The sequence below is a fragment of the Actinacidiphila paucisporea genome, assembly GCF_900142575.1.
GTDB classification, from domain to species: Bacteria; Actinomycetota; Actinomycetes; order Streptomycetales; family Streptomycetaceae; genus Actinacidiphila; species Actinacidiphila paucisporea.
Genome location: NZ_FRBI01000011.1, coordinates 218,518 through 240,013 on the forward strand (window position 1 = coordinate 218,518; position 21,496 = coordinate 240,013).

Annotated in this window: 21 protein-coding genes; 19 read left to right on the top strand and 2 right to left on the bottom strand. The window is 71.8% G+C overall.

Annotated elements, in window-relative coordinates; translation table 11 throughout:
• The first annotated feature begins 167 nt into the window (after positions 1-167).
• The 15 genes from pgsA (at position 168) to BUE44_RS18750 (ending at position 15,564) form a co-directional block, all read left to right on the top strand.
• On the top strand, positions 168-830 hold the full coding sequence (gene pgsA / locus BUE44_RS18680) for a phosphatidylinositol phosphate synthase (protein WP_073499848.1): 663 nt from the start codon (positions 168-170) through the stop codon (positions 828-830).
• Entirely contained in the window at positions 827-1,801 is a 975-nt protein-coding gene (locus BUE44_RS18685) for a phosphatidylinositol mannoside acyltransferase (protein ID WP_073499850.1), read from the top strand. The genes pgsA and BUE44_RS18685 overlap by 4 nt, the downstream gene beginning before the upstream one ends.
• Complete coding sequence (locus tag BUE44_RS18690; protein WP_073499853.1) at positions 1,798-2,958, top strand: glycosyltransferase family 4 protein; 1,161 nt, start codon at positions 1,798-1,800, stop codon at positions 2,956-2,958. Before BUE44_RS18685 ends, BUE44_RS18690 begins: the two co-directional genes overlap by 4 nt.
• 2 nt (positions 2,959-2,960) lie before the next feature.
• A complete protein-coding gene (locus BUE44_RS18695) occupies positions 2,961-3,518 on the top strand; it encodes a LemA family protein (protein WP_073499856.1) in 558 nt (185 codons plus the stop codon).
• Positions 3,519-3,723: 205 nt separating this feature from the next.
• Positions 3,724-4,635, top strand: coding sequence for a pyridoxal 5'-phosphate synthase lyase subunit PdxS (gene pdxS, locus BUE44_RS18700; RefSeq protein ID WP_073499859.1), 912 nt, complete (start codon positions 3,724-3,726; stop codon positions 4,633-4,635).
• Between the two features lie 6 nt (positions 4,636-4,641).
• The gene (pdxT, locus tag BUE44_RS18705) at positions 4,642-5,232 is read left to right on the top strand and encodes a pyridoxal 5'-phosphate synthase glutaminase subunit PdxT (protein WP_073499862.1); all 591 of its coding nucleotides are present in this window, start codon (positions 4,642-4,644) and stop codon (positions 5,230-5,232) included.
• Positions 5,233-5,298: 66 nt separating this feature from the next.
• Entirely contained in the window at positions 5,299-6,051 is a 753-nt protein-coding gene (locus tag BUE44_RS18710; protein WP_073499865.1) for a YebC/PmpR family DNA-binding transcriptional regulator, read from the top strand.
• Positions 6,052-6,190: 139 nt separating this feature from the next.
• A complete protein-coding gene (gene ruvC, locus BUE44_RS18715; protein WP_073499868.1) occupies positions 6,191-6,793 on the top strand; it encodes a crossover junction endodeoxyribonuclease RuvC in 603 nt (200 codons plus the stop codon).
• Positions 6,790-7,404: a Holliday junction branch migration protein RuvA gene (gene ruvA / locus BUE44_RS18720; RefSeq protein WP_073499870.1), complete on the top strand. Its 615-nt coding sequence runs from the start codon at positions 6,790-6,792 to the stop codon at positions 7,402-7,404. The genes ruvC and ruvA overlap by 4 nt, the downstream gene beginning before the upstream one ends.
• 51 nt (positions 7,405-7,455) lie before the next feature.
• Positions 7,456-8,538, top strand: coding sequence for a Holliday junction branch migration DNA helicase RuvB (gene ruvB, locus BUE44_RS18725; protein WP_073499873.1), 1,083 nt, complete (start codon positions 7,456-7,458; stop codon positions 8,536-8,538).
• 159 nt (positions 8,539-8,697) lie between these two features.
• Positions 8,698-9,171, top strand: a complete 474-nt coding sequence (yajC, locus tag BUE44_RS18730) for a preprotein translocase subunit YajC (RefSeq protein ID WP_073499875.1) — start codon at positions 8,698-8,700, stop codon at positions 9,169-9,171.
• Between the two features lie 78 nt (positions 9,172-9,249).
• A complete protein-coding gene (gene secD, locus BUE44_RS18735) occupies positions 9,250-11,022 on the top strand; it encodes a protein translocase subunit SecD (protein WP_073499877.1) in 1,773 nt (590 codons plus the stop codon).
• Entirely contained in the window at positions 11,022-12,206 is a 1,185-nt protein-coding gene (gene secF, locus BUE44_RS18740) for a protein translocase subunit SecF (protein WP_073499880.1), read from the top strand. Before secD ends, secF begins: the two co-directional genes overlap by 1 nt.
• Before the next feature lie 125 nt (positions 12,207-12,331).
• Positions 12,332-12,892, top strand: coding sequence for an adenine phosphoribosyltransferase (locus tag BUE44_RS18745; protein WP_073499883.1), 561 nt, complete (start codon positions 12,332-12,334; stop codon positions 12,890-12,892).
• Between the two features lie 212 nt (positions 12,893-13,104).
• A complete protein-coding gene (locus BUE44_RS18750) occupies positions 13,105-15,564 on the top strand; it encodes a RelA/SpoT family protein (RefSeq protein ID WP_073499885.1) in 2,460 nt (819 codons plus the stop codon).
• 95 nt (positions 15,565-15,659) lie between these two features.
• Here the strand turns inward: BUE44_RS18750 and BUE44_RS18755 are convergent, their stop codons facing one another.
• Together BUE44_RS18755 and BUE44_RS18760 are read right to left on the bottom strand one after the other, a co-directional pair.
• Positions 15,660-16,889, bottom strand: coding sequence for a DUF349 domain-containing protein (locus BUE44_RS18755; protein WP_073499887.1), 1,230 nt, complete (start codon positions 16,887-16,889; stop codon positions 15,660-15,662).
• A 147-nt stretch (positions 16,890-17,036) separates the two neighbouring features.
• Entirely contained in the window at positions 17,037-17,882 is an 846-nt protein-coding gene (locus BUE44_RS18760) for a peptidylprolyl isomerase (RefSeq protein ID WP_073499890.1), read from the bottom strand.
• A gap of 295 nt (positions 17,883-18,177) precedes the next feature.
• On the opposite strand from BUE44_RS18760, the gene BUE44_RS18765 reads away from it, so the two are divergent.
• The 4 genes from BUE44_RS18765 to BUE44_RS18780 all read left to right on the top strand — a co-directional run.
• Entirely contained in the window at positions 18,178-18,891 is a 714-nt protein-coding gene (locus BUE44_RS18765; protein ID WP_073499892.1) for an MBL fold metallo-hydrolase, read from the top strand.
• An 11-nt stretch (positions 18,892-18,902) separates the two neighbouring features.
• Positions 18,903-20,165, top strand: coding sequence for a histidine--tRNA ligase (gene hisS, locus BUE44_RS18770; protein ID WP_073499894.1), 1,263 nt, complete (start codon positions 18,903-18,905; stop codon positions 20,163-20,165).
• A gap of 104 nt (positions 20,166-20,269) precedes the next feature.
• Positions 20,270-20,929 carry a vitamin K epoxide reductase family protein gene (locus BUE44_RS18775; RefSeq protein WP_073499896.1) on the top strand — a complete coding sequence of 220 codons (660 nt, stop codon included), beginning with the start codon at positions 20,270-20,272 and terminating at the stop codon, positions 20,927-20,929.
• Positions 20,930-21,018: 89 nt separating this feature from the next.
• A partial coding sequence (locus BUE44_RS18780) for an AAA family ATPase (protein WP_143172527.1) occupies positions 21,019-21,496 on the top strand: 478 nt, incomplete at its 3' end.

The window sequence follows — 21,496 nt, forward strand, 5'->3', positions numbered from 1 at the left end:
CGTCCATATGTCGAACGGGCGCCGGCCGGTTCGGGCTGCTGTTCGGGCGGTGGCGGCGGCCCAGGCGGTGCCTCGCGCGTCGCCCTCCCCGGGGCTGGCTACGATGGGCCATCCGGTGGCGGCCCTGGGGCCGCCGCGACCACATCCTCCGACCCGTCGGGAAGGCCATGCTGAACAAGTACGCGCGTGCGTTCTTCACGCGTGTTCTCACGCCGTTCGCCGCATTTCTCCTGCGCAAGGGGGTCAGCCCCGACACGGTGACCCTGATCGGCACCGCGGGAGTGATGGCAGGTGCGCTGGTCTTCTACCCCAGGGGCGAGTTCTTCTGGGGCACCGTCGTCATCACCCTGTTCGTCTTCTCCGACCTCGTCGACGGCAACATGGCCCGGCAGGCGGGCGTCTCCAGCCGCTGGGGCGCCTTCCTGGACTCAACCCTCGACCGGGTCGCCGACGCGGGGGTCTTCGGCGGCCTGGCCATGTGGTACGCGGGCAAAGGCGACAACCTCGCGCTGTGCGCGGTCGCCATCTTCTGCCTGGCCAGCGGCCAGGTCGTGTCGTACACCAAGGCGCGCGGCGAGGCGATCGGCCTGCCGGTCAACGTCAACGGCCTGGTCGAAAGGGCCGAGCGGCTGGTGGTCACCCTGGTCCTGTGCGGCCTCTCCGGCCTGAACAAGTTCGGGGTGCCCGGTATCCAGTACCTGCTGCCGATCGCGCTGTGGGCGGTCGCCGCGGGCAGCCTGGTCACGCTGATCCAGCGGGTGGTGACCGTACGCCGGGAGTCCGCGGAGGCGGACGCGGCGGCGCTGGCCGAGCACGGGAGCGGCGCGTGAGGGACGGGGGCGCCTCCCGCGCCGCCGCTCTCAGGGGAAGCCTGGTCGACGGCCTGTACGGGGCGGGCTGGGGCGCGGTCAAGACGCTGCCGGAGCCGGTCGCCAGGGCACTCGGCCGCACCGTCGCCGACGCGGCCTGGCGGCAGCGCGGCAAGGGGGTGCTGCGGCTGGAGTCCAACCTGGCGAGGGTGGTGCCCGACGCCGACCCGGCGCGACTGCGCGAGCTGTCCAGGGCCGGCATGCGCTCCTACCTGCGGTATTGGATGGAGTCCTTCCGGCTGCCCGCGTGGAGCAAGGACCGGGTGCGCGGCGGCTTCGACCCCGCGGACGTGCATTACCTGACCGGCGGCCTCGCCGCGGGCAGCGGGGTCATCCTGGCGCTGCCGCACATGGCCAACTGGGACCTCGCGGGTGCCTGGGTCACCACCAAGCTGGAGACCCCCTTCGCCACCGTCGCCGAGCGCCTCAAGCCCGAGACGCTCTACGACCGCTTCGTCGCCTACCGCGAGGGCCTGGGCATGGAGGTGCTGCCGCACGACGGCGGCAGCGCGTTCGGCACGCTGGCCCGGCGGCTGCGCGACGGCGGCCTGGTCTGCCTGGTCGCCGACCGCGACCTGTCCGCCTCCGGCGTCGAGGTCGACTTCTTCGGCGAGAAGACCCGCATGCCGGCCGGACCCGCGCTGCTCGCCCAGCAGACCGGGGCGCTGCTGCTGCCGGTCACGCTGTGGTACGACGACTCGCCCGTGATGCAGGGCAGGGTGCACCCGCCGATCGCCGTGCCCGACAGCGGTGACCGGTCGCACCGCACCGCCGTGATGACGCAGGCGCTCGCCGACGCGTACGCCTCCGGCATCGCCGAGCACCCGGAGGACTGGCACATGCTGCAACGGCTCTGGCTGGCCGACCTGGACGCGCGCCCGGACGGGGCTCCCGCGCCGGCCGCCGGCGCCGGCGGAACGGGGAAGGCGTGAGGATCGGGATCGTCTGCCCGTACTCCTGGGACGTCCCCGGCGGCGTCCAGTTCCACATCAGGGACCTCGCCGAGCACCTGATCGCGCGCGGCCACCACGTCTCGGTCCTCGCGCCCGCCGACGACGAGACACCGCTGCCGCCCTACGTCGTCTCGGCCGGCCGGGCGGTGCCCGTCCCCTACAACGGCTCGGTGGCCCGGCTGAACTTCGGCTTCCTGTCCGCGGCCCGGGTCAGGCGCTGGCTGCACGACGGCGCCTTCGACGTCGTCCACATCCACGAACCGACCTCGCCGTCGCTGGGCCTGCTCGCCTGCTGGGCCGCGCAGGGGCCGATCGTGGCCACCTTCCACACCTCCAACCCGCGCTCGCGGGCGATGATCGCCGCCTATCCGATCCTGCAGCCCGCGCTGGAGAAGATCAGGGCGCGCATCGCGGTCAGCGAGTACGCCAGGCGCACCCTGGTCGAGCACCTGGGCGGCGACGCCGTCGTCATCCCCAACGGCGTCGACGTCGACTTCTTCGCCCGCGCCGAGCCGCGCAGCCAGTGGCAGGGCGACACCATCGGCTTCATGGGCCGCATCGACGAGCCGCGCAAGGGCCTGCCGGTGCTGATGCGGGCCCTGCCCGCGATCCTCGCCGAGCGCCCGCAGACGCGGCTGCTGGTGGCCGGCCGCGGCGACGCCGAGGAGGCGGTGGCCACCCTGCCCGAGCAGATGCGCGGCCGGGTCGAATTCCTCGGCATGGTCAGCGACGAGGACAAGGCGCGGCTGCTGCGCAGCGTCGACCTGTACGTGGCGCCCAACACCGGCGGCGAGTCCTTCGGCATCATCCTGGTCGAGGCGATGTCGGCCGGCGCCGCGGTGCTGGCCAGCGACCTCGACGCCTTCGCGCAGGTGCTCGCGCAGGGCGCGGCGGGCGAGCTGTTCGCCAACGAGGACGCCGGCGCGCTGGCCGCCGCTGCGCTGCGGCTGCTGGCCGACCCCGAGCGCCGCACCGCGCTCAGCGAGCGCGGCCGCGCGCACGTACGGCGCTTCGACTGGTCGTCGGTCGGTGCGGACATCCTGTCGGTCTACGAGACGGTCGCCGACGGCGCCGCCCACGTCGCGACCGACGAACGCACCCGGCTGCGCGGCTTCTTCGGCCCGGCACGCCGGTAGCCTTGCCGCCCGTGACCACCATCATCTGGGTCGCGGTGGCGCTCGTCGCCGTCGGCCTGTACCTGAGCTGGACCGCGGGGCGCCTGGACCGGCTGCACGCCCGTATCGACGCGGCCCGCGCCGCGCTGGACGCGCAACTGCTGCGCCGGGCCTCGGTCGCCCAGGAGCTGGCGACCGCGGGCGTGCTCGACCCGGCGGCCTCCATCGTCCTCTACGAGTCCGCGCACGCCGCCCGGCAGGCCGAGCCCGAGCAGCGGGAGGTGGCCGAGAGCGAGCTGAGCCAGGCACTGCGGGCGGTCTTCCCCGACGCTGAGGCGGTCGGCGAGGTCAGCGGTGCGCCCGGCGGGACCGAGGCGATCGACGAGCTGACCCGGGCGGTACGCCGGGTGCCGATGGCCAGGCGCTTCCACAACGACGCGGTTCGCGCCGCCCGCGCGGTCCGCGAGCACCGGGTGGTGCGCTGGCTGCGGCTGGCCGGGCACGCGCCCTTCCCGCTGGCCTTCGAGATGGACGACGAGCCGCCGCCCCCGCTGACCACGGAGGGCGCGCGGACCGGCTGAGGACGTACGGCGACCGGTCCGGGGCCGCGCGCGCGTGAGCCCGCGGACCGGCTGAGGACGTACGGCGAACGGTCCGGGGCCCCGCGCGCGGGAGCCACCTGCGGCGAATTGGCCCTTTTCCGCCGCCGCCCGGCGCCGGAAACTGGCATTGGCCCTGGTGGTAAGCCGGGGCGACAACTGCCGTTCCCCAGCGAGTGAGGTCACCGTGTCCACCACACCGTCCACCGCCAGCAGCCCCGAGACCGGCACCGCGCGCGTCAAGCGCGGCATGGCCGAGCAGCTCAAGGGCGGCGTGATCATGGACGTCGTCACCCCCGAGCAGGCCAGGATCGCCGAGGACGCCGGAGCCGTCGCCGTCATGGCGCTGGAGCGGGTGCCCGCCGACATCCGCAAGCACGGCGGCGTGGCCCGGATGTCCGACCCCGACATGATCGACGGCATCATCGCCGCCGTGTCCATCCCGGTGATGGCCAAGTCCAGGATCGGCCACGTCGTCGAGGCCCAGGTGCTGCAGGCGCTCGGCGTGGACTACATCGACGAGTCCGAGGTCCTCACCCCGGCCGACGAGGTCAACCACTCCGACAAGTGGGCCTTCACCACCCCCTTCGTGTGCGGCGCCACCAACCTCGGCGAGGCGCTCCGCCGCATCGCCGAGGGCGCGGCCATGATCCGCTCCAAGGGCGAGGCCGGCACCGGCAACGTCGTGGAGGCCGTCCGCCACCTGCGCCAGATCAAGGGCGAGATCGCCCGCCTCAAGGGCCTGGACAACAACGAGCTGTACGCCGCCGCGAAGGACCTGCGCGCCCCCTACGAGCTGGTCAAGGAGGTCGCCGAGCTGGGCAAGCTGCCCGTCGTGCTGTTCTCCGCCGGCGGTGTGGCCACCCCCGCGGACGCGGCCCTGATGCGCCAGCTCGGCGCCGAGGGCGTCTTCGTCGGCTCCGGCATCTTCAAGTCCGGCGACCCGGCCAAGCGCGCCGCGGCCATCGTCCGCGCCACCACCTTCTTCGACGACCCGAAGGTCATCGCGGACGCCTCCCGCAACCTGGGCGAGGCCATGGTCGGTATCAACATCGACACCCTCCCGGAGTCCGAGCACTACGCCAACCGCGGCTGGTAAGCACCGATGACCCGTCCCACCATCGGCGTGCTCGCCCTGCAGGGCGACGTGCGCGAACACCTGACGGCGCTGGCCGCGGCGGACGCCGCGGCCGGCCCGGTCCGCCGACCCGAGGAGCTGGCCGGCCTCGACGGCCTGGTCATACCCGGCGGGGAGTCCACCACCATCTCCAAGCTGGCGGTGCTCTTCAGGGTGATGGAGCCGCTGCGGGAGGCGATCCGGGCCGGCCTGCCGGTCTACGGCAGCTGCGCCGGGCTGATCATGCTGGCCGACAAGATCCTCGACCCCAGGTCCGGCCAGGAGACCTTCGGCGGCATCGACATGATCGTCCGCCGCAACGCCTTCGGGCGGCAGAACGAGTCCTTCGAGGCGGCCGTCGAGGTCTCCGGCGTCGAGGGCGGCCCGGTCGAGGGCGTCTTCATCAGGGCGCCCTGGGTCGAGTCGGTCGGCGCACAGGTCCGGGTACTGGCCGAGCACGGCGGCCACGTCGTCGCCGTCCGGCAGGGCAACGCACTGGCCACGTCCTTCCACCCGGAGCTGACCGGCGACCACCGGGTGCATGAACTCTTCGTGGCCGCCGTGCGCGCGGCGGCCTGAACGGATCCCGGTAGGATCGAGCGCGCGACGAAGAACAGCACTGGGTGACGCGAAGGAGACTGTCGGATGTCCGGCCACTCTAAATGGGCTACGACGAAGCACAAGAAGGCCGTGATCGATGCCAAGCGCGGCAAGCTCTTCGCGAAGCTGATCAAGAACATCGAGGTCGCGGCCAGGACCGGTGGCGCCGACCCCGACGGCAACCCGACGCTCTTCGACGCCATCCAGAAGGCGAAGAAGAGCTCGGTTCCGAACAAGAACATCGACAGCGCGGTCAAGCGCGGTGCCGGCCTTGAGGCGGGCGGCGCCGACTACCAGACGATCATGTACGAGGGCTACGGCCCCAACGGCGTCGCGGTCCTCATCGAGTGCCTGACCGACAACCGCAACCGCGCCGCCTCCGACGTCCGCGTCGCCATGACGCGCAACGGCGGATCGATGGCCGACCCGGGCTCGGTGTCGTACCTGTTCAACCGCAAGGGCGTGGTGATCGTCCCCAAGGGCGAGCTGGGCGAGGACGACGTGCTCGGCGCGGTCCTGGACGCCGGCGCCGAGGAGGTCAACGACCTCGGCGAGTCCTACGAGGTGATCAGCGAGGCCACCGACCTGGTGCCGGTGCGCAAGGCGCTGCAGGAGGCGGGCATCGACTACGACTCCGCCGACGCGAACTTCCTGCCGACCATGCAGGTCGAGCTGGACGAGGACGGCGCCCGCAAGATCTTCAAGCTGATCGACGCGCTGGAGGACAGCGACGACGTGCAGAACGTCTTCGCGAACTTCGACGTCTCCGACGAGGTCATGGAGAAGGTCGACGCCTGACGGCCGGTCAACTCGCCGTACGAGGGCGGGCCGGCGGGACATCCCCCGCCGCGCCCGCCCTCGTTGTCGGTGCGACCGGCTAACCTCCAGGTGGGACCGGACGGCAGTGCGGTCGGCGGTGGCGAGGAAGGGGGGCGCGGTGCGGGTGCTCGGCGTGGACCCGGGTCTGACCCGGTGCGGTATCGGCGTGGTGGACGGTACCGCCGGCCGGCCGCTGACGATGGCCGGCGTCGGTGTCGTGCGGACCCCGGCCGACGCGCCGATCGGCGAGCGGCTGGTGCTGATCGAGCAGGGCATCGAGGCCTGGCTCGACGAGCACCGGCCCGAGGCGGTCGCCGTGGAGCGGGTCTTCAGCCAGCACAATGTGCGCACCGTGATGGGCACCGCCCAGGCCAGCGCCGTCGCCATCCTGTGCGCCTCCCGCCGCGGCCTGCCCGTCCACCTGCACACCCCCAGCGAGGTCAAGGCCGCCGTCACCGGCAGCGGCCGGGCCGACAAGGCGCAGGTCGGGGCGATGGTCACCCGGCTGTTGCGGCTGGACGCGCCGCCCAAGCCCGCGGACGCCGCCGACGCGCTCGCGCTGGCCATCTGCCACATCTGGCGCGGCCCCGCCACCGACCGGCTGCGGCAGGCCCTCGCCGCCCAGACCGCCGCGACCCGCAGCCGGGGCGCCGCCCCCACTACCGCCCGCACCGCCGCCGCCCGCACCGCCGCCGTACGCAACCGGGAGTCCGCCACGTGATCGCCTTCGTCAGCGGCCAGGTCGCCGCCCTCGCCCCCGACACCGCCGTCATCGAGGTCGGCGGCGTCGGCATGGCCGTGCAGTGCGCGCCGAACACGCTGGCCGCGCTGCGGATCGGCAAGCCGGCCCGGCTGTCCACCTCCCTGGTGGTCAGGGAGGACTCGCTCACCCTCTACGGCTTCGCCGACGACGACGAGCGGCAGGTCTTCGAGCTGCTGCAGACCGTCAGCGGTGTCGGCCCGCGGCTCGCCCAGACGATGCTGGCCGTGCACGCGCCCGACGCGCTGCGGGCCGCGGTCGCCGCCGGCGACGAGAAGGCGCTCACCGCCGTTCCCGGCATCGGCAAGAAGGGCGCGCAGCGGCTGCTGCTCGAACTGAAGGACCGGCTCGGTGCTCCGCTCGGCGGCGCCGGCGCGGTCAGCGGCGGCGCCGGCCGGGCCGCCCCGTCCTGGAGCGAGCAGCTGCACGCGGCGCTGCTGGGCCTGGGCTACGCCACCCGCGAGGCGGACGAGGCCGTCGCCGCCGTCACCCCGCAGGCGGAGGCCGCGGCCGAGCCGAACGTCGGCGCCCTGCTGCGCAGCGCCCTGCAGTCCCTCAACCGCACCCGCTGACCGGCACCCGCCCGAGCCGCCACCGACCCCCGCTGACCCGAGAGACCTTCCATGAACTGGGACGACGCCGCACAAGCCGCACCCGACCGCCTGCTCGGCGCCGCGGCGGACAGCGACGACCAGGCCGTCGAGGCCGCGCTGCGGCCCAAGGACCTGGGTGAATTCGTCGGCCAGGAGCGGGTCCGCGAGCAGCTCGACCTGGTGCTGAAGGCCGCGCGCAAGCGCGGCGGCACCGCCGACCACGTCCTGCTCTCCGGCGCCCCCGGCCTGGGCAAGACGACCCTGTCGATGATCATCGCGGCGGAGATGGGCGCCCCCATCAGGATCACCTCGGGCCCCGCCATCCAGCACGCCGGCGACCTGGCCGCGATCCTGTCCTCGCTCGCCGAGGGCGAGGTGCTCTTCCTCGACGAGATCCACCGGATGTCCCGCCCGGCCGAGGAGATGCTCTACATGGCCATGGAGGACTTCCGGGTCGACGTGATCGTCGGCAAGGGCCCGGGCGCCACCGCGATCCCGCTCGAACTGCCGCCCTTCACCCTGGTCGGCGCCACCACCCGGGCCGGGCTGCTGCCGCCGCCGCTGCGGGACCGCTTCGGCTTCACCGGCCACATGGAGTTCTACGCCCCCGCCGAGCTGGAAAGGGTGATCCATCGCTCGGCCGGCCTGCTGGACGTGGCGGTCGACACCGCAGGCGCCGCCGAGATCGCCGGCCGCTCCCGCGGCACCCCGCGGATCGCCAACCGGCTGCTGCGCAGGGTCAGGGACTATGCCCAGGTCAGGGCAGACGGGGTGGTGACCAGGCAGACCGCGGCCAAGGCCCTGGAGGTCTACGAGGTCGACGCCCGCGGTCTCGACCGGCTGGACCGGGCGGTGCTGCGCGCCCTTCTGACCCTTTTTGGCGGCGGTCCTGTGGGTTTGTCCACACTTGCCGTCGCAGTGGGGGAGGAGCGTGAGACTGTTGAGGAGGTGGCCGAGCCCTTCCTGGTACGGGAGGGGCTCTTGGCCCGCACCCCGCGGGGTCGGGTGGCCACCGCCGCGGCATGGACGCACCTGGGCCTCGTACCCCCGCAGCACAGCGGGGGAGCGGGGCCGGGTACGGGACCGGGACAGACCGGGCTGTTCGGTCCGTGACGCGGATGGTCTCGCCGGTTCAGGAACCTCGGTGCCATGCTTGGCGTTGTTCCAGCGGCGAACCAGAGCTTAGACTCCGCCGACGCCCTTCCTCCGGATCGGCACTCACATCCCGAAACCCAGGCCAGCCCCGTTGGCCGTGCGAAGGAACGCCCCACCGTGAATCCCCTGATCCTCATCTTCATCGTCCTCATCGGCGGCATGCTGCTCATGACCAGGTCGGCCAAGAGCAAGCAGCGCCAGGCCCTGGAGATGCGCAACAAGATGGAGCCCGGCTCCGGCGTCCGCACCATCGGCGGTATGTACGCCGTGGTGAAGGAGGTCAACGACGAGACGGTGCTGCTGGAGCTCACGGACGGCGTGCACGCGCACTTCACCAAGGGCGCCATCTCCACCGTGCTCAGCGAGCAGGAGTTCAACCGCATCGTGCACGGCATCGAGCCCGAGGAGCCGGAGGACGACACGGAGGCCGCGGACGGGACAGCCGCGGCCGACGAGCACACCGCCGACCCGGTCACCGGGGAGACCGCGGCGACGGACCACGACGCCCAGGAGCCGGATGAGGACCGTGTGGAGCTGAAGAAGACCGAGCACGGGTCGGGGCTGGGCAGCACCGACTCCACCCCCAAGTAAGGGTCAGGTTCGCGCAACACTCGTCACCGCCCGTGAGCGCGCAGGCTCCGGTGCGGTAGGACAGGGAGAAACAAGAAGGTGGCAGCAGCCAAGAAGGGCCGCAGGTCCTCGGGGAGTCAGGGATACCCCGAGCGCGCTCTGGCCGTGATCCTCATCGCCCTGGTGGCGATGACCGGAGGCATGTTTCTCTCCGGGGACACCACACCCCGGCTCGGCATCGACCTGGCGGGCGGCGTCAGCATCACGCTGACCGCCAAGCCCAACCAGGGCAGTGCGGTGACCAAGGCGAACATGAACACCGCGGTCAGCATCATCAACAACCGCGTCAACGGGCTCGGCGTCTCAGAGGCGGAGGTGCAGACCGAGGGATCGAAGAACATCATCGTCAACATCCCCAAGGGCACCAACGCGGAGCAGGCGGAGAAGCAGGTCGGCACCACGGCCCAGATGTTCTTCCGCCAGGTCCTCGCCGCGGACATCGGCCAGCCGGTGGCCACGCCGAAGCCGACCCCGACGGGCAGCGCCACCCCCTCCGGCACCCCCTCGTCGAAGCCCAGCAGCACGGCGACGCCGAAGTCCACCGCCACCGCCTCCGGCACCCCGTCCGCCAGCTCCAGCGCCCAGGGCCGCGCCGTCACCGGTGCGCTGACCTCCGGTGTGAACAAGGCGCCCACCCCGCTGCCGACGGCCACCACCCCGGCCGCGACCGACCCCGGCACCTCGACGGGCGGCGCCGACGTGTCGGTCCCCGCCGACCTCCAGGCCAAGTTCACCGCGCTCAACTGCGCCGACCCCAAGCAGCGGGCCGCGATCACCGAGGGCGCCAAGCCCACCCAGAAGGTCGTCGCGTGCGGCAAGGAGGGCGGCGTCTGGCAGAAGTACGTGCTCGGCCCCTCCCTGATCGACGGCAAGCGCATCTCGGGCGCCAACGCTTCCTTCGACACCCAGCAGGGCAACGGCTGGGTGGTGAACCTGACCTTCGACTCCAAGGGCGCCGGCCAGTTCACCAAGGTCACCGGTGACCTCGCGAGCAAGACCGACCCGAACAACCGCTTCGCGATCGACCTCGACGGCAACGTCGAGTCCGCGCCCTCGGTGCACCAGGCCCTGCCCGGCGGCAGCGCCCAGATCTCCGGCAGCTTCAAGCAGAACGAGGCCGAGGACCTGGCCAACGTGCTGAAGTACGGCTCGCTGCCGCTGGCCTTCCAGACCTCCGACATCACCACGGTCTCGGCCGCCCTCGGCGGCGAGCAGCTGCACGGCGGCCTGATCGCCGGCGCCGTCGGCCTGGCGCTGGTCGTGCTCTACATGTTCGCCTACTACCGCGGCCTGAGCTTCGTGGCCATCGCGAGCCTCGTGACGTCCGCGGCGCTGACCTACACGATCATGTGCCTGCTCGGCCGGGCCATCGGCTTCGCGCTGAACCTGCCGGCGGTCGCCGGTGCCATCGTGGCCATCGGTATCACCGCCGACTCCTTCATCGTGTTCTTCGAACGGATCAGGGACGAGTTGCGTGAGGGCCGGTCGTTGCAACCGGCGGTGGCCCGCGGCTGGCCGCGCGCCCGGCGCACCATCCTGGTGTCCGACTTCGTGTCCTTCCTGGCCGCCGCGGTCCTCTACGTGGTGACCGTCGGCAAGGTCCGGGGCTTCGCCTTCACCCTGGGCCTGACGACCCTGCTCGACGTCGCGGTGGTCTTCCTGTTCACCATGCCGCTGATGACGATCCTGGCTCGCCGCAAGTTCTTCGCCCAGGGCCACAAGTGGTCCGGTCTCGACCCGAAGAGCCTCGGAGTCAAGGCGCCGCTGCGCCGCGTCCGCCGCACCCACAGCTCCGAGACGAAGGAAGCCTGATGTCCAAGCTCGGCACTCTCGGTCACCGGCTGCACCGGGGCGAGGTCAGTTACGACTTCGTGGGCAAGCGCAAGCTCTGGTACGGGGTCTCGATCCTGATCACGGTCGTCGCGGTCGTCGGCCTGCTGGTGAACGGCCTCAAGCTCGGCATCGAGTTCTCGGGCGGCGCGGTCTTCACCACGCCCAAGACCTCGATCTCGGTCAGCGACGCGCAGAACAAGATCAGCGGTGACACCGCGGGCCACCACGCCACCATCCAGAAGCTGGGCAACGGCGGCCTGCGCATCCAGGTCAGCGACATCACCACCGAGACCTCGAAGAACGTCCAGCAGAAGATCGCCGACGATCTCAAGATGCCGTCGTCGAAGATCGACGCGGAGATCGTCGGCCCCAGCTGGGGCAAGGAGATCTCGCAGAAGGCCCTGCAGGGCCTGATCATCTTCCTGGTGCTGGTGGTCATCTACCTGGCGATCGCCTTCGAGTGGCGGATGGCCGTGGCCGCGCTGGTCGCGCTGCTGCACGACATCACCATCACCACCGGCGTCTACGCGATCGTCGGCTTCGAGGTCAGCCCCGGTACGGTGATCGGCCTGCTCACCATCCTCGGTTACTCCCTCTACGACACCGTCGTCGTCTTCGACGGTCTCAAGGAAGCCACCAGGGGGATCACCAAGCAGAACCAGCGGACGTACAGCGAGCTCGCCAACCGCAGCCTCAACGGCACCCTGGTGCGGTCGATCAACACCACCGTGGTGGCGCTGCTGCCGGTCGCCGCGCTGCTGTTCATCGGCGGCGGCCTGCTCGGCGCCGGCGTGCTCAACGACATCGCGCTCGCGCTGTTCGTCGGCCTCACCGCCGGCGCCTACTCCTCGATCTTCATCGCGACCCCGATCGTGGCGGACCTCAAGGAGCGCGAGCCGCAGTTGCGCGCCCTGCACAAGCGGGTGCTGGCCAAGCGGGCGTCGGACGCGCAGAAGGCCAAGGAGGCCGAGGCGCGCGGCGAGGACCCGCGGGACGCGGTCGACGACGAAGCCGACGGCCCGCAGGACGGCGACGAGGCCACCGCGTCAGCGGCGGCCGGCGTGGTCGCCCCCCGCGGCCAGGGCTCCACGCGCAGCCCGCGCACCCAGCCGTCAGGCCGCGGCACCCGCGGCCGGAACCGCCCCTCGGGCAAGCGGCGCTGAGCACGGGCTGAGCACCACGGGCACGCACCCGAGCCGCCCGGCCGTCACGGCCGGGCGGCTCGTGCGTTCCGTACGGGGGACAATGCGGGGGAGACGTCCATCAGGAAGCCGAGGGAAAGACCGCGATGACCACCACGCAGACCGCGTCCGCCGAACTGCGCGAGCTGCTGCTCGCCCACATCAGGGACGTACCGGACTACCCGGAGCCCGGGGTGGTGTTCAAGGACATCACCCCGCTGCTGGCCGACGCGAAGGCCTTCGGCGCCCTGGTGGACGCGCTCGCCGCGCTGTGCGTCGAGCGCGGCGCCACCAAGGTCGTCGGCCTCGAAGCGCGCGGCTTCATCCTGGCCGCGCCGGCCGCCGCCCGCGCCGGCCTGGGCTTCGTCCCGGTCCGCAAGGCCGGCAAGCTGCCAGGCGACACCCACGGGCAGGCCTACCAGCTGGAGTACGGCACCGCGGAGATCGAGGTGCACGCCGACGCCTTCGACCCCGACGACCGGGTGCTGGTGATCGACGACGTGCTGGCCACCGGCGGCACCGCGGAGGCCAGCCTGGAACTGGTGCGCCGCACCGGCGCCGCCCTCGCCGGAGTGGCGGTGCTGATGGAGCTGACTTTCCTCGGCGGCCGCGAGCGGCTGGTGCCGGCCCTGGGCAACGCCCCGCTGGACGCGCTCGTCACGATCTGACCGGGTCCACCGCGGCGCCGTAGGGGCGTGTGGGCCACTGTGGCGGCGCTCGGGCGTCCCTGGGCGGCCGGCCTGCCTCCGCGGCCGCTGCGGGCGGCGCAGGCGTCCCAGCGGCCCCGCCGGACTCGCTCCGGGGGCGCCCGGGGGCTCCGCGCGCCCCGGTGTCGCCGCAGGTCGATACCATGGGGGTTCTACCCGCGTGAGGAGCGCTCTTGCCAGACAAGCCTCAGCCACTCGACGCCGCGGGCGGTACGGAACCGGCCGCGCGCGGCACCGACACGCCCGCTGAGGCCGCCACCGCGGAGGCCGAGCCCAAACCCGGCGCCCCCGCCGTCCGGCCGGTGCGCACCCCGGGCAGTGTCGCGCCGACCCGCCCCGGCGCCTCCTCCAGCCGCGTCCGCGCCCGGCTGGCCCGGCTCGGCGTGCAGCGCTCCAGCCCGTACAACCCGGTGCTCGAACCGCTGCTGCGGGTCGTGCGGGGCAACGACCCCAAGGGCGACAGCGCGCAGCTGCGGCAGATCGAGAGCGCCTACCAGGTCGCCGAGCGCTGGCACCGCGGCCAGAAGCGCAAGAGCGGCGATCCGTACATCACCCACCCGCTGGCCGTCACCACCATCCTGGCCGAGCTGGGCATGGACCCGGCCACCCTGATGGCCGGGCTGCTGCACGACACCGTCGAGGACACCGAGTACGGCCTCGACCAGCTGCGGAGGGACTTCGGCGACCAGGTCGCGCTGCTGGTGGACGGCGTCACCAAGCTGGACAAGGTCAAGTTCGGCGAGGCCGCGCAGGCCGAGACGGTCCGCAAGATGGTCGTCGCGATGGCCAAGGACCCCCGGGTGCTGGTCATCAAGCTCGCCGACCGGCTGCACAACATGCGCACGATGCGCTACCTGAAGCGGGACAAGCAGGAGAAGAAGGCCCGCGAGACCCTGGAGATCTACGCCCCGCTGGCCCATCGGCTGGGCATGAACACCATCAAGTGGGAGCTGGAGGACCTGGCCTTCGCCATCCTCTACCCCAAGATGTACGACGAGATCGTCCGGCTGGTCGCCGAGCGCGCCCCCAAGCGGGACGAGTATCTGGCCGTCGTCACCGACCAGGTCCAGCAGGACCTGCGCGCCGCCCGTATCAAGGCCACCGTCACCGGCCGGCCCAAGCACTACTACAGCGTGTACCAGAAGATGATCGTCCGCGGCCGGGACTTCGCGGAGATCTACGACCTGGTCGGCATCCGGGTGCTGGTCGACACGGTGAGGGACTGCTACGCGGCGCTCGGCACGATCCACGCGCGATGGAATCCGGTCCCGGGCCGGTTCAAGGACTACATCGCGATGCCGAAGTTCAACATGTACCAGTCGCTGCACACCACGGTGATCGGCCCCAGCGGCAAGCCCGTCGAGCTGCAGATCCGCACGTTCGACATGCACCGCCGCGCCGAGTACGGCATCGCCGCGCACTGGAAGTACAAGCAGGAGGCCGTCGCCGGGGCGTCCAAGGTGCGCACCGACAGCCCGCGTTCCGACAAGAAGGACGACGCGGTCAACGACATGGCGTGGCTGCGCCAGCTGCTCGACTGGCAGAAGGAGACCGAGGACCCGGGCGAGTTCCTGGAGTCGCTGCGCTTCGACCTGTCGCAGAGCGAGGTCTTCGTCTTCACCCCCAAGGGCGACGTCATAGCGCTGCCGGCCGGGGCGACCCCGGTGGACTTCGCCTACGCGGTGCACACCGAGGTCGGCCACCGCACCATAGGCGCCCGGGTCAACGGCCGGCTGGTGCCGCTGGAGTCCACCCTGGACAACGGCGACCTGGTCGAGGTCTTCACCTCCAAGGCGGCCGGCGCCGGACCGTCCCGCGACTGGCTCGGCTTCGTCAAGTCGCCGCGGGCCCGCAACAAGATCCGCGCCTGGTTCTCCAAGGAGCGCCGCGAGGAGGCCGTCGAGCACGGCAAGGACGCCATCGCGCGGGCCATGCGCAAGCAGAACCTGCCGATCCAGCGGGTGCTGACCGGCGACTCGCTGGTCACCCTGGCGCACGAGATGCGCTATCCCGACATCTCCGCGCTGTACGCGGCGATCGGCGAGGGCCACATCACCGCGCAGTCCGTGGTGCAGAAGCTGGTCGACGCGCTCGGCGGCGAGGAGGGCGCGACCGAGGACGTCGAGGAGATCACCGCCCCGTCGCCGGGCCGCAGCAAGCGCCGCGCCAACGCCGACCCCGGGGTCGTGGTCAAGGGCACGAGTGACGTGTGGGTCAAGCTGTCGCGCTGCTGCACGCCCGTTCCCGGCGACCCGATCATCGGGTTCGTCACCCGGGGCAGCGGGGTGTCGGTGCACCGGGCGGACTGCGTCAACGTCGACTCGCTGTCCCAGCAGCCCGAGCGGATCATCGACGTCGAGTGGGCGCCCACCCAGTCGTCGGTCTTCCTGGTCGCCATCCAGGTCGAGGCGCTCGACCGCTCCCGGCTGCTGTCCGACGTCACCCGGGTGCTGTCCGACCAGCACGTCAACATCCTGTCCGCGGCCGTCCAGACCTCCCGCGACCGGGTCGCCACCTCCCGCTTCACCTTCGAGATGGGCGACCCCAAGCACCTGGGCCACGTCCTGAAGGCCGTCCGGGGCGTCGAGGGCGTCTATGACGTCTACCGCGTCACCTCGGGCCGCCAGCGGTAGGGCGGCGGCAGCCCGGCGCGGTCGGGCCGCGCGTAAGGCGAGCGGCCCCGGCACGTGAGTGCCGGGGCCGCTCGCCTTACGGGGGTGCGAGGGGTCTAGCCGCCGAACTCCTGCAAGCCCTTGAGCGCCTGGTCCAGCAGCGCCTGGCGTCCTTCGAGTTCGGCCGCCAGCTTGTCGGCCTTCGCGGTGTTGCCCGCGGAGCGCGCCGCGTCGACCTGGTCGCGCAGCTTGTCCACGGCGGCCTGGAGCTGACCGGTCAGGCCCGCCGCCCTGGCCCGCACCTCTGGGTTGGTGCGCCGCCACTCGGCCGCCTCGGAGTCCGCCAGCGCCCGCTCCACGGTGTGCATCCGGCCCTCGATACGCGGCCGGGCGTCCCGCGGCACGTGGCCGATGGCCTCCCAGCGCTCGTTGATGGTCCGGAAGGCGGCACGCGCCGCCTTGAGGTCCGTCACCGGCAGCAACTTCTCAGCCTCGACGACCAGTTGCTCCTTGGCCGCGAGGTTGTCGCGCTGCTCACCGTCGCGCTCGGCGAAGGCCTCGGAGCGGGCGGCGAAGAAGACGTCCTGCGCGCCGCGGAAACGATTCCACAGATCGTCCTCGGCCTCGCGCTGCGCGCGCCCGGCCGCCTTCCACTCCGTCATCAACTCCCGGTAGCGGGCCGCGGTCGGCCCCCAGTCCGTCGAGTCCGACAGCGCCTGCGCCTCGGTGACCAGCTTCTCCTTGGCCCGCCGCGCCTCCTCGCGCTGCGCGTCGAGCGACGCGAAGTGCGCCTTGCGGCGCTTGGAGAAGACCGAACGGGCGTGGCTGAAGCGGTGCCACAACTCGTCGTCGGCCTTGCGGTCCAGACGCGGCAGGCCCTTCCAGGTGTCCACCAGCGCCCGCAGCCGCTCGCCGGCGGTCCGCCACTGCTCGCTCTCAGCCAACTGCTCAGCCTCAGCGACCAGTTGCTCCTTGGCCGCCTTGGCCTCCTCGCTCTGCTTGGCCTTGGCGACCCGGCGCTCCTCGCGCCGGGAGTCCACCAGCGCCACCAGCGCGTCGAGCCGGACGCCCAGCGCCGCGAGATCGCCCACCGCGTGGGCCTCGGTCACCGAGGTCCGCAGGTGCTCGATGGCCGCCAGCGCCTCCTTGGGGGCGAGGTCGGTGGTCTGCACCCGCCGTTCCAGGAGGCCGATCTCCACGACGAGCCCCTCGTACTTGCGCTCGAAGTAGGCCAACGCCTCCGCGGGGGAGCCCGCCTGCCACGAACCGACCTCCTTCTCCCCGTCGGCCGTACGCACGTACACGGTCCCCGTCTCATCGACGCGGCCCCACGGGTCGCTGCTCACAGCGCCTCCTCCACGTGATGCCCTCCCGGCCGGTGGCTGACGGGCATCGTCCACAGTGTCTCTCCGGCCCGGGCTGTACGCCCTGGCCGGTCCAACGCCAACATAGGCGACCATCGCCCCGGCTGTCCGCATCCGATGCGGGGGCAATCAGGATTTGGTGACGGTCGCCTTGTTGATCACGGCGGTGGCGTTCGGGGCACCGTCGCCCTGCCCGCCGCTGTTCTCACCCGCGGCGGCGATCTTGTCCAGCACCTTCAGGCCGTCGGCGCTCATCGTGCCGAACGGAGTGTAGTTGGGCTGCAGCGGGCTGTCCTTGTAGACCAGGAAGAACTGGCTTCCGCCGGTCTTCGGGCCGCTGTTGGCCATCGCGACGGTGCCGGCCGGGTAGGTCACCGAGCCCTGCGCGTCGGCCTTGCCGAAGGCCGTCAGGTTCTCGTCCGGCAGGGTGTAGCCGGGGCCGCCGCTGCCCGACGCGGTCGGGTCGCCGCACTGCAGCACGTAAATGCCCTTGCTGGTCAGCCGGTGGCACCGCGTGTGGTCGAAGAAGCCCTTGTCGGCGAGGAACTTGAACGAGTTCACCGTCGCCGGCGCCTTCGCCGCGTCCAGCGCGATCGGGATGTCGCCGCACGTCGTCTTGAGCGTGAAGGTGTACTTCGCGCTCTGGTCGATCGCCATCGCCGGCGCTTTCTTCCACGTCGCCGTACCCGGGCTGCCCGGGGCGGCCTTCTCGCACGGGTCGGCCACGTGCGTCGCCGCGGGCGTCGTGGGAGCGGACGCGCTGGGGGTGGCGCCGGCGGCGTCGTCCTTCTTCTTGCTGCTGTCGAAGGCGCCGGCCGCCCACGCGGTGCCGACCGCGGCGACCACCACCGCGACGACCGCGGCGACCACCGCGTTGCGCCGCCGCGACCTTCGGGTGTGATCCACCCTGCGCGCCTGCTGCCGCTCGAACTTCTCCCGGGCGAGCTGCCGCCGCCGCTGATCCTTGGTGACCACTTCGCCGTCTCCCGGTCGCTCGTGTCGTCTGCCGTGTAGATGCGTGGTGCGGTGTCTCCATCGCCCCGTGGCGTATTGTGCCGCAGGCCGTGTGAGCTGTGCGTTTGCTGTGCGCACACGATGTGGTCGCGAGTCGCGGCACGGTGTGTGCGCAAATCTTGGCGTCCTGCGGCCGGTCCAGTCCAGTCCGCCAACGCGCCGATACCCGCCCGATACGTGTTCGCGACCGCGATGTGCTCGCCGGTAGGCTCGGAAACCGCCACACCGACCGCTCGCGGACGACAGAAGGACGAACGTGCTCATTGCCGGGTTCCCCGCCGGGGCCTGGGGGACCAATTGCTACCTGGTCGCCCCCGCCGCCGGTGAGGAGTGCGTGATCATCGACCCGGGCCACCTCGCGACCCAGGGCGTCGAGGACATCATCGCCAAGCACCGCCTCAAGCCCGTCGCGGTCGTGCTCAGTCACGGCCACATCGACCATGTCGCCTCGGTGATCCCGGTGTGCGGCGCGCGGAACGTGCCCGCCTGGATCCACCCCGAGGACCGCTACATGCTCAGCGACCCCGACAGGGCGCTCGGCGGGACCATCGGTCAGCAGCTGCTCGGCGAGCTGACCGTCGGCGAGCCCGACGACCTGCGGGAGCTGACCGACGGCGGCGTCCTGCCGCTGGCCGGCCTGGAATTCGCCGTCGCGCACGCGCCCGGCCATACCAGGGGGTCGGTGACCTTCCGGCTGCCGGAGGCCGCGGACATCCCGTCCGTGATGTTCTCCGGCGACCTGCTGTTCGCCGGCTCCGTCGGACGCACCGACCTGCCCGGCGGCTCCACGGCCGAGCTGTACGAGTCGCTGGCCCGCGTGTGCCTGCCGCTCGACGACTCCACCGTGGTGCTGCCGGGACACGGCCCCCAGACGACCATCGGCCGCGAGCGCGCCGCCAACCCCTACCTGGGCGAGGCGGCCCGCGGCTCAGGAGCCCCGCACCCGGCGGCTCCGCGACGAGGATTGTGACGACTGCTGACGTGAGCACGTTCCAGGCCCCCAAGGGCACCTACGACCTGCTGCCGCCCGACTCCGCGACCTATCTCGCGGTGCGCGAGGCGATCGCCGCACCCGCCCGCCGCGCGGGCTACGGCTATGTCGAGACCCCCGGTTTCGAGACCGTCGAGCTGTTCTCCCGCGGGGTCGGTGAGTCGACCGACATCGTGACCAAGGAGATGTACACCCTCACCACCAAGGGCGGCACGCAGCTCGCGCTGCGCCCCGAGGGCACCGCCTCGGTGCTGCGCGCGGCCCTTGAGGCCAACCTGCACAAGGCCGGCAACCTGCCGGTCAAGCTCTGGTACTCGGGCTCCTACTACCGCTACGAGCGCCCGCAGGCCGGCCGCTACCGGCACTTCTCGCAGGTCGGCGCCGAGGCGATCGGCGCCGAGGACCCGCTGCTGGACGCCGAGCTGATCATCCTGGCCGACGAGGCGTACCGCTCGCTGGGCCTGAGCGGCTACCGGCTGCTGCTGAACTCGCTGGGCGACCGGGAGTGCCGCCCCGCCTACCGGACCGCGCTGCAGGACTTCCTGCGCGGCCTGGACCTGGACGAGGACACCCGCCGCCGGATCGACATCAACCCGCTGCGGGTGCTCGACGACAAGCGCGAGTCCGTCCAGCGCCAGCTCGCCGGGGCGCCGCTGATCGCGGACCACCTGTGCGAGGCCTGCAAGGCCTACCACGAGCAGGTGCGCGAGCTGCTGGCCGCGGCAGGGGTGGCGTACGAGGACGACCCGCGGCTGGTGCGCGGCCTGGACTACTACACCCGCACCACCTTCGAGTTCGTCCACGGCGGGCTCGGCTCGCAGTCCGCGATCGGCGGCGGCGGGCGCTACGACGGCCTGTCGGAGATGATCGGCGGCCCGTCGCTGCCGTCGGTCGGCTGGGCGCTCGGCGTGGACCGCACCGTGCTGGCGCTCAAGGCCGAGGGCGTGGACCTGGCACTGCCGCCGGTCACCGACGTCTACGCGGTGCCGCTCGGCGAGGAGGCGCGGCGGGCGCTGTTCACCGCCGTGACCGGGCTGCGCAGGGCCGGCGTCGCGGCGGACTTCGCCTACGGCGGCAAGGGCATGAAGAACGCGATGAAGTCGGCCAACCGCTCCGGAGCCCGCCTCGCGCTGGTCGCCGGCGAGCGGGACCTGGCCGAGGGCGTCGTGCAGCTCAAGGACCTGGAAAGCGGCGACCAGTCACCGGTGCCGCTCGACGGGATCGTGGCGGCCGTCAAGGAGCGGCTCGGGTAAACCCCTCATCCGTGTACGAGGGCGCTGCAGGCTTATTCCAACCTGACCGCCCTCGTGCACAATGAATGGGTGCCCGCCCACCACGGACCTAGAGATCGGCCATCATGACGACTTCCGCCCTGGACGAGACGCGAGCGGACGGCGAGAGCGAGCAGCGGCGCCCGGCCGACGGCATCGCGGCGGGCAAGCCCTTCAGCTGGCTGCTGCTGATCTGCGGTGCGCTGGGCCTGCTCGCCTCGTTCATCATCACGGATGACAAATTCCGGCTGCTCCAGGCGAAGGTCGAGGGCAAGACGCTGCACCTGTCGTGCAGCCTCAACCCGGTCATCTCCTGCGGCGACGTCATGCAGAGCCACCAGGCACACGTCTTCGGCTTCCAGAACCCGATCATCGGCCTGGTCGCCTTCCCGGTGGTGATGACCCTGGCCATGGGCATGTTCGCGGGCGCCCGCTACAAAGCCTGGTTCTGGTACGGCCTGCAGGCCGGCGGCCTGTTCGGCGTGTGCTTCATCTCCTGGCTCCAGTACCAGACGATCTACAACATCAACGCGGTCTGCCTGTGGTGCTGCCTGGCCTGGGTCGTCACCATCGCCACGTTCTGGTACACGGCGGTGCACAACATCAAGCACGGCCTGATCAAGGTCCCCGCCAAGGCCCGCGCCCTGGTGCTGGAATTCCACTGGGTCGTCCCGGTGCTGTGGTACGGCGTGATCGCCATGCTGATCCTGGTGCACTTCTGGTACTACTGGAAGACGGTCATCTGACCGTCACCCGATCGTCCGGCCACCCGCGCCGGCCGCCCACAGGTGGGCGGCCGGCGCGACTGTCGTAGCGGTGACCTACGCTGCAAGACGTGGAACCAGACCTCTTCACCGCCGCCGCCGAGGAGCGCAGGGAGCGCGACCCCGGGGCCAGCCCGCTCGCCGTACGGATGCGCCCGCGCGTCCTGGAGGAGGTCGTCGGGCAGCAGCACCTGCTGCGGCCCGGATCGCCGCTGCGGCGGCTGGTGGGGGAGAGCGGCGGCGGTCCCGCCGGGCCCTCGTCGGTGATCCTGTGGGGCCCGCCCGGCACCGGCAAGACCACCCTGGCCTACGTGGTCAGCAAGGCCACCAACAAGCGCTTCGTGGAGCTGTCCGCGATCACCGCGGGCGTCAAGGAGGTCCGCACGGTCATCGAGAGCGCCAAGCGCCAGTCCGGCGGCTTCCAGCGCGAGACCGTGCTCTTCCTGGACGAGATCCACCGCTTCAGCAAGGCCCAGCAGGACTCGCTGCTGCCCGCGGTGGAGAACCGCTGGGTCACCCTGATCGCGGCCACCACCGAGAACCCGTACT

Excerpts from the sequence above, each read along its gene's own strand:
- pgsA (WP_073499848.1), top strand. The coding sequence starts at position 168 with ATGCTGAACAAGTACGCGCGTGCGTTCTTCACGCGTGTTCTCACGCCG.
- pdxT (WP_073499862.1), top strand. The coding sequence starts at position 4,642 with ATGACCCGTCCCACCATCGGCGTGCTCGCCCTGCAGGGCGACGTGCGC.
- BUE44_RS18710 (WP_073499865.1), top strand. The coding sequence starts at position 5,299 with ATGTCCGGCCACTCTAAATGGGCTACGACGAAGCACAAGAAGGCCGTG.
- ruvB (WP_073499873.1), top strand. The coding sequence starts at position 7,456 with ATGAACTGGGACGACGCCGCACAAGCCGCACCCGACCGCCTGCTCGGC.
- secF (WP_073499880.1), top strand. The coding sequence starts at position 11,022 with ATGTCCAAGCTCGGCACTCTCGGTCACCGGCTGCACCGGGGCGAGGTC.
- BUE44_RS18745 (WP_073499883.1), top strand. The coding sequence starts at position 12,332 with ATGACCACCACGCAGACCGCGTCCGCCGAACTGCGCGAGCTGCTGCTC.
- BUE44_RS18775 (WP_073499896.1), top strand. The coding sequence starts at position 20,270 with ATGACGACTTCCGCCCTGGACGAGACGCGAGCGGACGGCGAGAGCGAG.